11 protein-coding genes are annotated in these 12110 nt (G+C 66.8%); 2 read left to right on the forward strand and 9 right to left on the reverse strand.

All coding sequences use genetic code 11. From position 1 onward, the window contains the following. Window positions 1–208: 208 nt before the first annotated feature. The gene (locus LC066_RS19645) at window positions 209–460 is read left to right on the forward strand and encodes a hypothetical protein (RefSeq protein ID WP_224902736.1); all 252 of its coding nucleotides are present in this window, start codon (window positions 209–211) and stop codon (window positions 458–460) included. A gap of 1 nt (window position 461) precedes the next feature. Here LC066_RS19645 and LC066_RS19650 read toward each other — a convergent pair whose 3' ends face one another. From LC066_RS19650 to LC066_RS19690, 9 genes are all read right to left on the reverse strand, one after another. Then, window positions 462–1772, reverse strand: a complete 1311-nt coding sequence (locus tag LC066_RS19650) for an NAD(P)/FAD-dependent oxidoreductase (protein WP_224902738.1) — start codon at window positions 1770–1772, stop codon at window positions 462–464. Between the two features lie 137 nt (window positions 1773–1909). Next, window positions 1910–3529 carry a GMC family oxidoreductase gene (locus tag LC066_RS19655; RefSeq protein WP_224902739.1) on the reverse strand — a complete coding sequence of 540 codons (1620 nt, stop codon included), beginning with the start codon at window positions 3527–3529 and terminating at the stop codon, window positions 1910–1912. A gap of 22 nt (window positions 3530–3551) precedes the next feature. Continuing rightward, window positions 3552–3917, reverse strand: coding sequence for a cupin domain-containing protein (locus tag LC066_RS19660; protein ID WP_224902741.1), 366 nt, complete (start codon window positions 3915–3917; stop codon window positions 3552–3554). 57 nt (window positions 3918–3974) lie between these two features. After that, entirely contained in the window at window positions 3975–4805 is an 831-nt protein-coding gene (locus LC066_RS19665; protein WP_224902743.1) for an ABC transporter permease, read from the reverse strand. Next, complete coding sequence (locus tag LC066_RS19670; RefSeq protein WP_224902745.1) at window positions 4805–5689, reverse strand: ABC transporter permease; 885 nt, start codon at window positions 5687–5689, stop codon at window positions 4805–4807. The genes LC066_RS19665 and LC066_RS19670 overlap by 1 nt, the downstream gene beginning before the upstream one ends. Before the next feature lies 1 nt (window position 5690). After that, the gene (locus LC066_RS19675; protein ID WP_224902747.1) at window positions 5691–6779 is read right to left on the reverse strand and encodes an ABC transporter ATP-binding protein; all 1089 of its coding nucleotides are present in this window, start codon (window positions 6777–6779) and stop codon (window positions 5691–5693) included. A 70-nt stretch (window positions 6780–6849) separates the two neighbouring features. Next, window positions 6850–7887, reverse strand: coding sequence for a polyamine ABC transporter substrate-binding protein (locus LC066_RS19680; protein WP_224902750.1), 1038 nt, complete (start codon window positions 7885–7887; stop codon window positions 6850–6852). A gap of 98 nt (window positions 7888–7985) precedes the next feature. After that, on the reverse strand, window positions 7986–9302 hold the full coding sequence (locus tag LC066_RS19685; RefSeq protein WP_318246728.1) for an FAD-binding oxidoreductase: 1317 nt from the start codon (window positions 9300–9302) through the stop codon (window positions 7986–7988). 102 nt (window positions 9303–9404) lie between these two features. Beyond that, complete coding sequence (locus tag LC066_RS19690; protein WP_224902753.1) at window positions 9405–10895, reverse strand: PLP-dependent aminotransferase family protein; 1491 nt, start codon at window positions 10893–10895, stop codon at window positions 9405–9407. Between the two features lie 110 nt (window positions 10896–11005). Here LC066_RS19690 and LC066_RS19695 point away from each other — a divergent pair, with 110 nt between their 5' ends. Then, the gene (locus tag LC066_RS19695) at window positions 11006–12109 is read left to right on the forward strand and encodes a mandelate racemase/muconate lactonizing enzyme family protein (protein ID WP_224902756.1); all 1104 of its coding nucleotides are present in this window, start codon (window positions 11006–11008) and stop codon (window positions 12107–12109) included. Window position 12110: the final 1 nt, after the last annotated feature.

Below are 12110 nucleotides of genomic sequence, written 5' to 3' on the forward strand. Positions count from 1 at the left end.
CCAGCCTACCCCAGACCCCGACCGAGCCGCACGCGATCGGGCAAAAGCCAGCGGCGCGCGCACGGACCCGCAGCCAGCACCGAGCCTCCGGCCCCCAGAACGCCGGGAGCTACCCGCGGCCGTTAACGAGTTTGCAAGACTCTCGTCGCTCGGCCTTAACCTGGCGTTTACACAGGCTTCACCAAGGACAATCTGCCGGAGCCCCGTGATGGACCCTCATGCCCTGCTGACAGCGGGACTGTTAACTGTTGCCGATGACGACAAGAAACTGCACCTGCTGGCGGGCACGGCCATCGCCCTGGCCGCGCGCGAAAGCGACATGACCCCGTTGGAAACTTGCCTGCTGACCCTCGGCGCCGGCCTGGCCAAGGAGGCCTGGGACGCCCGCGGCCACGGCGACGTCGACTTCGGCGACGCGGCCGCCACCGCCTTCGGCTGCCAGATCACCCTGCGCTTCTGAGCTAGAGGCGCGCGCGACCGAAGCTCAGCTGCTGCTTCACCTGGTGCCAGCCCAAGGCGATCGAGACCCCCGTCGGCCAGAACCGCTGAAACGGCACCGGCTGCATCGGCGTCAACGGCAGCGGCACCGCCTCGGGGCGGTCGTCGATCAGCGCCTCCGCCAACTGCGGGCCAAGAGCCGTGCTCAGGGCAACCCCCCGCCCGTTGAACCCCACGCAGGCCAGACCAGGTCCCGCCAGCGCGTGCAGTCCAGGAGAGTGATCCACCGTCAGCGCGAGCCGCCCGTTCCACCCGTACGCCCAGCCCTGGCCCCGAAGCGCAGGCCAGATCTCCTCCGCCAAACCGCAAAGCGAGCGCGCAGATCCAACACCAGACGCCGGACACTGCCCCCCACGACCGCCGAAAACCAAACGACCGGCAGCGTCAATCCGGTAATAGACCGTCACCAAACTCGTCTCGTACAGCACCTCCCGCGCCGCCAGGATGCGCTCCCGCAGGGCCTGCGGCAGCGGCGAAGTGGCCACGACGGTGCTGAAGATCGGCAAAACCGAGCGTCGAAGTCGCGGCAGAACGCCACCGCTGTACCCATTCGTCGCCACCAGGATCCGCCCGGCCCGCACCCGCGCACGCGGCGTCGTCAGCTCCCAGCCCTCCGACGTCGCGCGCGCCTGCGTGACCGGGCTGTCTTCAAAGATCATCGCGCCAGCGGCACGCGCCGCGCGGGCCAGCGACAGGCTGTACTTCAACGGGTTCAGCTGACCTGCTTCGGGGTCGAACAGGGCTCCGGAATAGCGGTCGGTGCCGGTAGCCTCTGACATGCGGCGCGCGCCGTGGAACTCTGCCGGGATACCATGGCGAATACACTCCGCCACCAGTGCCTCGGCGTCGCGGCATCCGGGCCGATCCCGAGCCGCGCGATATCCGCCGCCGTTGACGTAGTCGCAGTCTAGGTTGAGCCGGGCCACCAAGTCCTTCACGGCGCGCGGTGCTCCATAGGCAAAGCGCACCGCCTCGGCGCCCAGGTCGCGCGCCACCTTGTCCGGGCTGTGCTTCAGACCGGAATTGACCTGGCCACCATTGCGTCCCGATGCCCCCCAGCCTGCGCTGTTGGCCTCCAGCACGAGGGGTGTCACCCCGCGTTCCGCCAGAGCCAGGGCGGTCGACAGGCCGAGAATGCCCGCCCCGATGATCACCACCTCGGCGTCGCGGTTCTCCCGCAGGGGGCGGCGCAGCTCTTCGGTGGTCTCGGCGGCATAGAGAGAAGAGGGCAGGGGCTCCGCGGTGCCGGTCCGGACGGTGTCGATCAACTTCATCAGGGGCGTCTTCCAGTCGGCGAGGGCAGGCGCCCCGGGGCGTTCCGCGCAGGCTGCCAAGGCGGCGCGGAAGAGGGAAGGGCATGCGCTGCCGGATGGGCCGATTTCCGCAGGGCCGACCAGAAAGCGGGCGGTTGTCAGCCGGCGTGGTCTTCGAGGATCAGCGACGCGGCCTTTTCGCCCACCATGATCACCGGGGCATTGGTGTTGCCCGAGGTCAGTGTGGGGAAGATGGAGGCATCGGCGATGCGCAACCCCTCCATCCCATGCAGGCGCAGGCGGGCATCGACGACATTGCCCTGATCCAGCGGCCCCATGCGGCAGGTGCTGACCGGGTGGAAGACCGTGCCTGCCCGGGCGCGGCAATCGGCCAGCATCTCGTCGTCCGTCCGGGTGGAGGGACCGGGGGCGATCTCAGCCTCGATCAGGCGCGACAGGGCAGGCGTGGCGGCAAAGCGGCGCAGCAGGCGGGCACCCTCGACGATTTCCTGCCGGTCATGCTCGGTCGCCAGGTAGTTGGGGTGGATCTCGGGCGGGGCGCCCGGGTCGGCGGATCGGATCGCCAGGTGGCCGCGACTGCTGGGCCGCGTCGGTTGCGCCGACAGCAGGAAACCGGGGAAGGGGTCCGGGTTCATCAGCGGCCGCTTGCCTGGCGGTGCCTTGGTATAGCTGAGCGGCGAGAAGAAGAGCTGCATGTTGGGCCGCGCCAGACCGGGGCGCGAGGCGACGAAACCGCCCGCCTGGTTCACCCCCAGGGCCAGCGGCCCGCGCCGGGTCAGCACATAGCGCAGCCCTTGCCACAGCTTGCCGTACCAGGGCCGCAGCTGATCGTTCAGCGTCGGGCGGGTGGCGCGGTACAGGTGGTCGATGCAGAGGTGATCCTGAAGGTTCTGCCCCACGCCGGGCAGATCGTGTCGCACCTCGATTCCGTGGCAGCGCAGCAGGGCGCCCGGGCCGATCCCCGACAGTTGCAGAAGCTGGGGCGAGTTGATGGCCCCCGCCGACAGGATCACTTCGCGCCGGGCTTTGGCGGTCTTCTCCATCCCCTTCTGGCGATAGGTCACGCCGGTGACGCGGCGCCCCTCGCAGATCAGCCGGGCCGCCAGGGCGTGGCTTTCCACCCGCAGGTTGGGGCGCTTGCGCGCCGGGCGCAGATAGGCGCGGGCGGTGGACATGCGGAACCCGTCGGCGGCGGTGATCTGGTAGGCACCGACGCCGGTCTGGTCGGCGCCGTTGAAATCGGCGTTGCGGGGGTATTGCAGCTCGGCCCCTGCCGCGATGAAGTCTTCGCAGATCGGGTGCAGGTCGCGCGCGGTGGTCGTGACCCGCAGGGGCCCGCTGTCGCCGCGCCAGGCATCGCCGCCCGCGTCGTTGGCCTCCATCGCGCGGAAATGAGGCAGGACGCCGTCCCAGCCCCAGCCCGGGTTGCCGGCGTCCTTCCAGTCCTCGAAATCCTGCGCATGGCCGCGAACATAAACCATGGCGTTGATTGCGCTGGACCCGCCCATCACCTTGCCACGCGGCCAGTAGGAGGGACGGCCCTCCAGCTCGGGCGAGGGTTCGGTCATGTACATCCAGTTGACGGAGGCCCGGTAGAAGGTCTTGCCATAGCCAATGGGCATCCAGATCCAGGGATGCAGGTCGCTGCCCCCGGCCTCCAGCAGCAGGACGGAATAGCGGCCGTTCTCGCTGAGCCGGTTGGCCAACACGCAGCCGGCCGAGCCGGCGCCGACGACGATGAAGTCATGCTCTGACATGGGCAGGGTTCCAGGCCGTGGGTTACTTGGCAACGACTGGGGTGATGACGAACAGCTTGCGCATATGTTCATGGATCACCCATTCGCCGGTCCAGCCCTGGGGCAGCACCAGCAGGTCGTCGGGGCCTATCTCGCGCGTGCCGCTGCCATCGGCATTGGTGACTGAGGCGCGACCCGACAGGATGTGGCAATATTCGCCCGCCGCCGTGCGGTCGGCGGTGAAATGGCCGGGGGTGCATTCCCAGACACCGATCTTGGTCTGGCCATCGGCCGAGGTCCACAGCATCGCGCTGGCCTCCTCCTGGCCGGGGGTCAGGGTCGTGGGCTTGGGGGCGAAATCGCCAAGCGGCTGTTGGGCCAGGGCGGCGAAGGTCTTCAGGTCGGTCATCGGTTGCTCCGAAAAGGGGTTGCGGGGCCGCGCGCGGGCGGCGGACCCGGTAAGGGGTCACTCGCCGCCGGGCTGGCGTTGCTGGCCGAAGATCTGCGCCAGCACCATCATCAGCGTGGTCACCAGGATCATGATGGTCGAGATCGCGGCGATGGTCGGGTCGATCTGGTCACGCAGGGCGTTGAACATATTGCGGGTCAGCGTCGGGTTGTCGCCGCCGGAGATGAACATCGCCACCACCACCTCGTCGAAGGAGGTCAGGAAGGACAGCAGTGCCGCGGTCACCACCGCGAACTTGATCTGTGGCAGGGTGACGGTCAGGAAGGCCTTCCACCGGGGCGCGCCCAGGGACCGCGCCGCGACCTCCTGGTTCATGTCATAGCCCTTCAGCGCAGATCCGATGACGATGGTCACCAGCGGCAGGGCCAGCACGGTATGCGCCAGGACGAGGCCGGTGATCGTGTAGAGGATCTGCAGCTTCACGTAGACATAAAAGGCGCCGATCGCCACCAGCACCAGCGGCACCATCATCGGCGTGATCATCAGCACGAAGGCCGCCTGGACGAAGCGCACCCGCGAGGCGTGCAGCCCGTAGGCCGCCAGCGTGCCCACGGGCGTCGCCACCAGCATGGTCAGGAAGGCGGTCAGGAAGGAGGTGCGCGTGGCCTGCATCCATTCGGGCGAGCCGAAGTAGTTGCGATACCAGCGCAGCGACCAGGTTTCGGGCGGGAACTCCAGGTACTGGCTGTCCGAGAAGGACATCGGGATCACGATCAGCGTGGGCGTGACCAGCAGCACCATGATGATCACCGCGAAGATATACAGCCACAGCCGCTGCCCATGGGTGATCTGGGTTTCCGTGGCGGGGGATTTCAGCCAGCGCAGCATCAGTGTCCCCCTCCGGCGATCTGGTCGAGCTTCAGGAACCGCGAGGCGACCCAGAGGATGATCATCGTCAGCACCAGCAGCACGACGCCAAGCGCGCTGGCCGCGCCCCAGTTCACGAAAAGCTCGATGTTCGAGACGATCTTCATCGAGACCATGATCACCTTGCCGCCGCCCAGCACCGCGGGCGTCACGAAGAAGCCCAGGCACAGGATGAAGACCATCAGCGCCCCGGCAAAGAGGCCCGGCGTCGACAGCGGGAAGAACACGGTCCAGAAGGCGGTGCGGGGTCGCGCGCCGAGGTTGGAGGCGGCCTTCATGTAGTCCTGGCTGATGGCGCGCATGGCGCCATAGGTCGGCAGGATCAGGAAGGGCAGCATGATATGCACCATGCCGATCAGCGTGCCGGTCATGTTGTGGACCATCTTGATCGGCTCATCCCACAGCCCAAGGGACATGGCCCAGCTGTTGATCAACCCCTGTTTCTGCAACAGCACCAGCCAGGCGTAGGTGCGCACGAGCAGCGAGGTCCAGAAGGGCAGCAGCACGGTTATCATGCACAGGCTGGCCAGACGGGGGGGCAGCTGCGACAGGAAATAGGCCAGCGGATAGCCGATCAGGATGCACAGGCCCGTGGTCAGGAAACTGACCTGGAAGGTGGTTATGAAGATCCGGGAATAGGATTTCCTGCTGACCATCCGTTCGTAGTTTTCAAGGCTGAAACTGCCGTCGGCGCCCACGAAGGACACGTAGAACAGCCAGCCGACGGGAATAACCAGGATCACCAGGATCAGCAGGGTGGCGGGCGAGGACAGGCCGAACAGTTTCAGCCGTTCCAGCCGCTCGTCCCGGCGCAGCCCGTCTTCGTTTGCGTGAATGGCCACCATGTCAGACCTCGCGCCCGTCGATCAGCACCGTGTCTTCCGGCGCGACCGTCGGGGTGATGGCGTCGCCGGGGGCGGGCATGGTGGTGGCGGTCGCGCCGCTCATGGCGCGGCGCAGGATGATCTCGGCCCCGTCGGACAGACGGGCCTGCACCAGATAGCTATCGCCCTGATAGACCACGTTCTCGGCGGTGGCGGCAAAGTTGTTGGCGCCCTCCACCGGACCGCTGTCGGACAGGGCGATGCGTTCGGGGCGCAGCATCATCGCCAGCTCGGCCGTGTCGGGCGCGGGCGCGCCATGGGCCAGGGCCATGTCGCCCCAGGTGATCCGGTCGCCCTGGCGCGTGACCTTCAGGAAGGTGCTGTCGCCGATGAAGTCCGCCACGAAGCGGTTGGCGGGGCGTTCATACAGGTCATGGGGCGTGGCCAGCTGCATGATGCGGCCATGGTTCACCACCGCGATCCGGTCCGACATGGTCAGCGCCTCGCGCTGGTCGTGGGTCACGTAGACGGTGGTCATGCCCAGCTTCTCGTGCAGGCGGCGCAGCTCGATCTGCATCTGGTCGCGCAGCTTCTTGTCCAGCGCCGACAGCGGTTCGTCCATCAGCAGGATGCGCGGCTCGAACACGATGGCGCGGGCCACCGCCACGCGCTGACGCTGGCCGCCAGACAGCTGGTCGATCCGCCGATTGCCGAAACCACCCAGTTGCACCGTCTCCAACGCCTTTTCGACCCGTTCGGCGATTTCGGCCTTGGGGCGTTTGCGCAGGCGCAGGGGATAGCCCACGTTGCCGGCCACGGTCATGTGGGGAAACAGCGCGTAGTTCTGGAAGGTCATGCCAACCTCGCGCAGGTGCGGCGCGGTGCGGATGACCTCGGTGTCGCCGAATTTCAGGCTGCCGTGATCGGGCCGGGTGAAGCCCGCCAGCACCATCAGCAGGGTGGATTTGCCGGAACCGGAGGGGCCGAGAAGCGTCAGGAACTCCCCGCTTTTCACCTCCAGCGAAACATCGTCGAGTGCGTGCACCTTGCCGTAGGTCTTGGTGACATTGGCCACGGTGATCGGCAGTGCGTCCTTGCTTGCGGTTGCCAAAGCTACCCCCTTCAACTGAAAGCCCGGCAGGTGCGAAGGGGCGCCCGCCGGGTCTGGTGGTGGGACCGGATTATTCGGTCAGCATTTCCTGGTACATCTCGGCCGCGATGGTTTCCCATTCGGCGTACCATTCCAGCGAGATCGGCAGCTGCAGCGCCGCGTTCTCGGGCGAGGACGGCAGGGTGGCCGCGACCTCTTCGGTGATTTCACCGGTCTCGTAGGCCGCCTTGTTGGTGGGGCCGTAGGTGATGTATTTCGGCAGGTCGTCCTGATACTCGGGCTTGGAGATCTCGTTCAGGAACTCCATCGCCACGTCCGTGTTGGGCGCGCCTTTGGGAATGGCGAAACAGTCATAGTCCAGCAGCGCCTGGTTGTAGGTATAGGCCACCTTGGCGCCATCGGCGGCAGCATTGTCGAAGCGGCCGTTCCAGCCGGTGCTCATGTCGACCTCGCCGTCCTTCATCAGCTGCGCATGCTGCGCGCCCGAAGACCAGAAGACGTCGATATTGGGCCGCAGCTCGCGGATCTTGTCCAGCGCGCGTTCGATGCCGTCTTCTGAGGAAAGCACCTCGTAGACATCTTCCGGCGCCACGCCATCGGCCATCAACGCCGGTTCCAGCGCGCCCGCGACCGATCCGCGATAGGCGCGCGAGCCGGGGAATTTCTCGACATCCCAGAAGTCGGCCCAGCTTTGCGGGCCGTCCTCGCCGTAGGTTTCGGTGTTCCAGGCAAAGACGGTGGAGAAGACATCGCCGCCGATGCAGTACTTGGAATAGAGCGAGGGGTAGAAGGTGGAGACGTCGATGACGTCGTAATCCAGCTCTTCCAGCAGCCCCTCGGCGCCGGCACGTGCGGCCGAGCCGGAGCCCGAGGCCACGATGTCCAGCGTTACCTGGCCTGTCTGCACCTGCAGGCGGACGTCGGACATGCCGCCATAGGTTTCCTGTTTCACGTCGAACCCGGCCGCGGCGGCAGGTTCGAACAGCGCCTTGCTCTGCGCCTCCTGGTAGGAGCCGCCCCAGGAGGCGACGGTCAGTTCCTTGTCCTGCGCCATGGCCGTCGTGGCCAGCAGCGAGGCGGCGAGTGTCGTGAGGGTCTTCACTTTCATGGATGGTCTCCCTGTGGATGGGCCGCACGCGGGGGCGCGGTCATGGCCGATTTTTATGCTGTTCTCGCCTCGGCTCGGCTTGGACCGGGCGACGAATTTCATGTGGTTTCCAACGCGCGGCGGTACTCGCGCCGGTCCTGCCAGCGGTAGTAGGCAACGGCGGCAGGCAGGAACCAGGGCGTGCCGGTATAGAAGGGCTGCGTCGGGTGCGGCAGGTCGTCGAAGGCGGTCTTGCCCTCGGCCAGGCCCAGCACCTTCTGGCCCGCGCGCATGCCCAGGTAGCTGGCCATCGACACGCCCGAGCCGCAGTAACCAAGCGCGTAGTGAACCCCGTCGTGCACCCCGGCATGGGCGAGGTCGTCGAAGCTGTAGGCGACCTTGCCGGACCAGGAATGGCTGATCGCGCACCCCTTCAGCTGCGGAAAGATGCGGATCATGTTCTCGTAGAGCAGGGGACCGCTTTGCGCGGTGTCCTTCTCCCGGGCCGACACCCGTCCGCCGAACAGAATGCGCCGCCGGTCGGGGGAGGCGCGGTAGTAGTACAGCACCTTGCAGGTGTCGCTGGCGATGCGGTCGGTGGGGAACAGCTCGTCCACCAGGGCCTCGGGCAGTTCCTCGGTTGCGATGACGTAGCTGCCGATGGGGATCACGCGGCGCCGCAGCCAACCGGATTCGGCGCCCGTGTAGCCATTCGTCGCCACGACCACGTCGCGCGCCGTGACGACACCCTTTTCCGTGCGGACACGAAAGCCCGTTGCGGTCCGTTCGATCCCCAGGGCAGCACAGTGAGGCAGCACCTCCACCCCGCGGGCCAGGGCATCGGTCAGGAAGGCGCGGTGCAGGCGCGCCGGGTTGACCGAGCAATGATTGGTGAAGACGACACCGCCGAAATAGGCATCCGTGCCCAGTTCGCTGCGCTGTTCGGCGCGCGGCACGGCGAAGAAGGGGATGTTCTCCTCGCGCTGCATCGTCTCGCCGTCACGCACCAGCGTCTCGTACTGGGCCGGCGAATGGGCGGCGTGGAAGCGGCCCGAACGGCGGAAGTCACAGTCGAAGCCCTGTCTCTCGACCTCGTCGCCCAGCCATTCCAGCGCCCGCGCGCCTTCGTCGCGGATTGCACGGGCCTTCCGGGCACCAAATTTCGCATTCAGCTCCGCCAGGGAAGGTTTAACGCTGGTGCTGATCTGCCCGCCGTTGCGGGTGGAACAGCCGAAGCCCGCATCGCCCGCATCCAGCACCAGGGTGCTGCGACCCGCCGCAGCCGTGACCCGCGCCGCGTTCAGCCCGGTGTAGCCCGACCCGATGATGACCACATCCGCGGCCCGCGGCAGTGCCTGCGCCATCTGCGGCGCCTGGCCCAGCGTGTCATGCCAGTAGGGGGTCTGCTTGATGTCCGGCCGGATCTTGTCAGCCATCTGGTCCTCCATGAGCGAGGGGCGCCGCGGCGGATGGGCGGCGACCCTGCGAAACGCTATGTCAGGATTGGCAGGCGCTTCATATCCAATCTGACAAAATGATCAGACCAATTTTCCGGCCAGGGCGGGCAGGTCGCGGATCTGTTCGATTCCCGCCACGATGTCCTCAGGCGTGGCGCTGCCGAAACCGAAGACCAGGCCGGATTGTGGGATCGGCTCCAGGCAATAGCGGCCCAGGGGCGCCAGGGTGATCCCGCGCTCGGCGGCCTGGGCCACGACGAGGTTCTCGTCGATGCCAGGCGCCAGGAAGGCCGGCGTGTGAAAACCGCTGGTCGTTTCGGCCACGCGGAGGGTGTCGGGCAGGCTGCGCGCCGCCTCCATCAGCGCTGCGTAGCGCGCCTTGTAGAGGCGGCGCATCAGGCGGATATGGGCGGCGAAATGCCCCTCGTCCATGAAATCGGCGACGATGGCCTGGGTGGCGGTCGAGGGCCCGCTGGCCCAGGCGGTGAAGGCCGCGTCGAACGTGCCCACCATGCGTTCCGGCACCAGCACATAGCCCAGGCGCAACGAGGGAAAGAGCGTCTTCGAGAAGGTGCCGACGTAAAGGACCCGGCCGCTGCTGTCGATGCCGCGCAGGGCGGGCTGGGGCGTATTACCGTAGTGGAACTCGCCGTCGTAATCGTCTTCGACGATCAGCGCCTGGGCCTCTTCTGCGGCCTTCAGCAGTTCCAGCCGCCGTTGAAGGGACATGACATGCCCCAGGGGTTGCTGATGCGACGGCGTGACGAAGGCCAGCCGGAAGTGCGGCGCGCGCGTCAGCCCGTCCTTCACGTCAAGCCCTTGATCATCCACGGAGACCGGAACCAGTTCCGCGCCTTCGGACAGAAGCGCGTTGCGCGCGCCAGAGGCGCCGGGGTTCTCCATCCACACCCGGTCGCCGGAATTCAGGAACAGCCGCCCGATCAGCGAAAAGGCGTGCTGCGCGCCCGAGGTGATGAAGATCTGGTCGGCGTGGCACTGGATCCCCTTCAGCGTCGATAGGTGCGAGGCGATGGCCCGGCGCAGCGCCTCCAGCCCCTTGGGCTGGCCATAGCCCATGATGTCACCGCGCTCGCCGCGCAGGTGCCGGGCCGAGATCCGCGCCCAATGCGACATGGGAAAGGCGTCGAAGGCGGGCAGGGCCGAAACAAAGGCCCCGGCACGGTGCGGCAGCCAGCTGCGCTGGGCATAGTCCCGTTCGGCATGGTTGATCGTGTAGGACAGGCGCGGCGGGGTCTGCGGCTGCGCGGCCTCGGGGCCTTGCGCGGGGGGCGGCGTCTGGCTGGCCAGGGTGTCGCTGACGAAGGTGCCCGCGCCCACGCGCGACACCAGCATACCCTCGGCCACCAGCCGGTCGATGGCGTCGATGACCGTGGTCCGCGACACGCCCACCTCCCGCGCCAGGGTCCGGGTCGCGGGCAACCGCTCGCCCGGGCGCAGCCCGCCGCCCAGCACCAGCGCCCGCAGCGCCATGTAAAGCTGCACGCCCACGCTTTTCTTCGAGGTGCGATCCAGCTGGATCGAGGAGAGCAGCGCGCCGGCGGCCTGTTTCATGCAAAGGGTCCCGATAATTGGTCTAGTCAGGTTGCGAAAATGGATATGTAGAGTCCACCAATTTTTCGCCAGTTTCGCGCTCAGTCCAGCAGGAAAGCACGACCCGAGACATGCGACTTGAGAAAATCGAAACGTTTTCGAACGAATTCATCTGCTTCGTGCGGGTCACCGCGGAGGGCGGCGCGCAGGGCTGGGGCCAAGTGGCGCCCTATAATGCCGACATTACCGCGCAGGTGCTGCATCGCCAGGTCGCGCCCTTCGCGCTGGGCCTCGATTGCACTGACGTGGACGCGATGATGGATATTGTCCGCGACCGGGAGCACAAGTTCCCCGGTGCCTACCTGCGCCGCGCGATGGGTGGGGTCGATACCGCCATCTGGGACATGCGCGGTAAGCTGGAGGGCAAGCCGGTCTGCGCGCTGATCGGCGGCACCCCCGGCCCCTTCCGCGCCTATGCCTCGTCGATGAAACGCGACATCACGCCCCGGGACGAGGCCGACCGTTTCCTGGGTCTTCGCGATGCTCACGGTTTCGACGCCTTCAAGTTCCGCATCGGCGCCGAGGTGGGGCGCGATCAGGACGAATGGCCGGGTCGGACAGAGGAAATCGTGCCGACGATCCGCCGGGCCCTGGGCGATGACGCCACGCTGCTGGTGGATGCCAATTCCTGCTACTCGCCCGCCAAGGCCATCGAGGTGGGCAAGATGCTGATCGACCACGGCATCAGCCACTACGAGGAACCCTGCCCATATTGGGAATTCGCGCAGACCAAACAGGTCACCGATGCGTTGCAGATCGACGTGACCGGCGGCGAGCAGGACTGCATGATCGCCAACTGGAAGGGCATGATCGACGGCCGCATCGTCGACGTGCTGCAACCGGATGTCCTTTATCTGGGCGGCATTGCCCGCACACTGCGGGTGGCGAAACTGGCCGAGGCGGCGGGGATGCCCGTCACCCCTCATGCGGCCAACCTGTCATTGGTGACGATCTTCACCATGCACCTGCTGCGCGCCATGCCGAACGCCGGCAAGTACCTGGAATTCTCGATCGAGGGGCTGGACTACTACCCCTGGCAGGATGACCTGTTCCTGAACGATCCCTACCAGATCACCGATGGCCAGGCCATGGTCACCGACGCGCCCGGCTGGGGGGTGGAAATCAACCCCGAATGGCTGGCGAAATCCACCTATCAGGCAAGCGAGCTGGGCTGAC

The organism is Pseudooceanicola marinus (assembly GCF_020177265.1).
GTDB lineage: Bacteria > Pseudomonadota > Alphaproteobacteria > Rhodobacterales > Rhodobacteraceae > Pseudooceanicola > Pseudooceanicola marinus_A.

What these genes read in the sequence shown, in the direction of transcription:
- LC066_RS19645 (WP_224902736.1), top strand. Translation starts at nt 209, where the DNA reads ATGGACCCTCATGCCCTGCTGACAGCGGGACTGTTAACTGTTGCCGAT.
- LC066_RS19650 (WP_224902738.1), bottom strand. Translation starts at nt 1,772, where the DNA reads ATGAAGTTGATCGACACCGTCCGGACCGGCACCGCGGAGCCCCTGCCC.
- LC066_RS19655 (WP_224902739.1), bottom strand. Translation starts at nt 3,529, where the DNA reads ATGTCAGAGCATGACTTCATCGTCGTCGGCGCCGGCTCGGCCGGCTGC.
- LC066_RS19660 (WP_224902741.1), bottom strand. Translation starts at nt 3,917, where the DNA reads ATGACCGACCTGAAGACCTTCGCCGCCCTGGCCCAACAGCCGCTTGGC.
- LC066_RS19665 (WP_224902743.1), bottom strand. Translation starts at nt 4,805, where the DNA reads ATGCTGCGCTGGCTGAAATCCCCCGCCACGGAAACCCAGATCACCCAT.
- LC066_RS19670 (WP_224902745.1), bottom strand. Translation starts at nt 5,689, where the DNA reads ATGGTGGCCATTCACGCAAACGAAGACGGGCTGCGCCGGGACGAGCGG.
- LC066_RS19680 (WP_224902750.1), bottom strand. Translation starts at nt 7,887, where the DNA reads ATGAAAGTGAAGACCCTCACGACACTCGCCGCCTCGCTGCTGGCCACG.
- LC066_RS19685 (WP_318246728.1), bottom strand. Translation starts at nt 9,302, where the DNA reads ATGGCTGACAAGATCCGGCCGGACATCAAGCAGACCCCCTACTGGCAT.
- LC066_RS19690 (WP_224902753.1), bottom strand. Translation starts at nt 10,895, where the DNA reads ATGAAACAGGCCGCCGGCGCGCTGCTCTCCTCGATCCAGCTGGATCGC.
- LC066_RS19695 (WP_224902756.1), top strand. Translation starts at nt 11,006, where the DNA reads ATGCGACTTGAGAAAATCGAAACGTTTTCGAACGAATTCATCTGCTTC.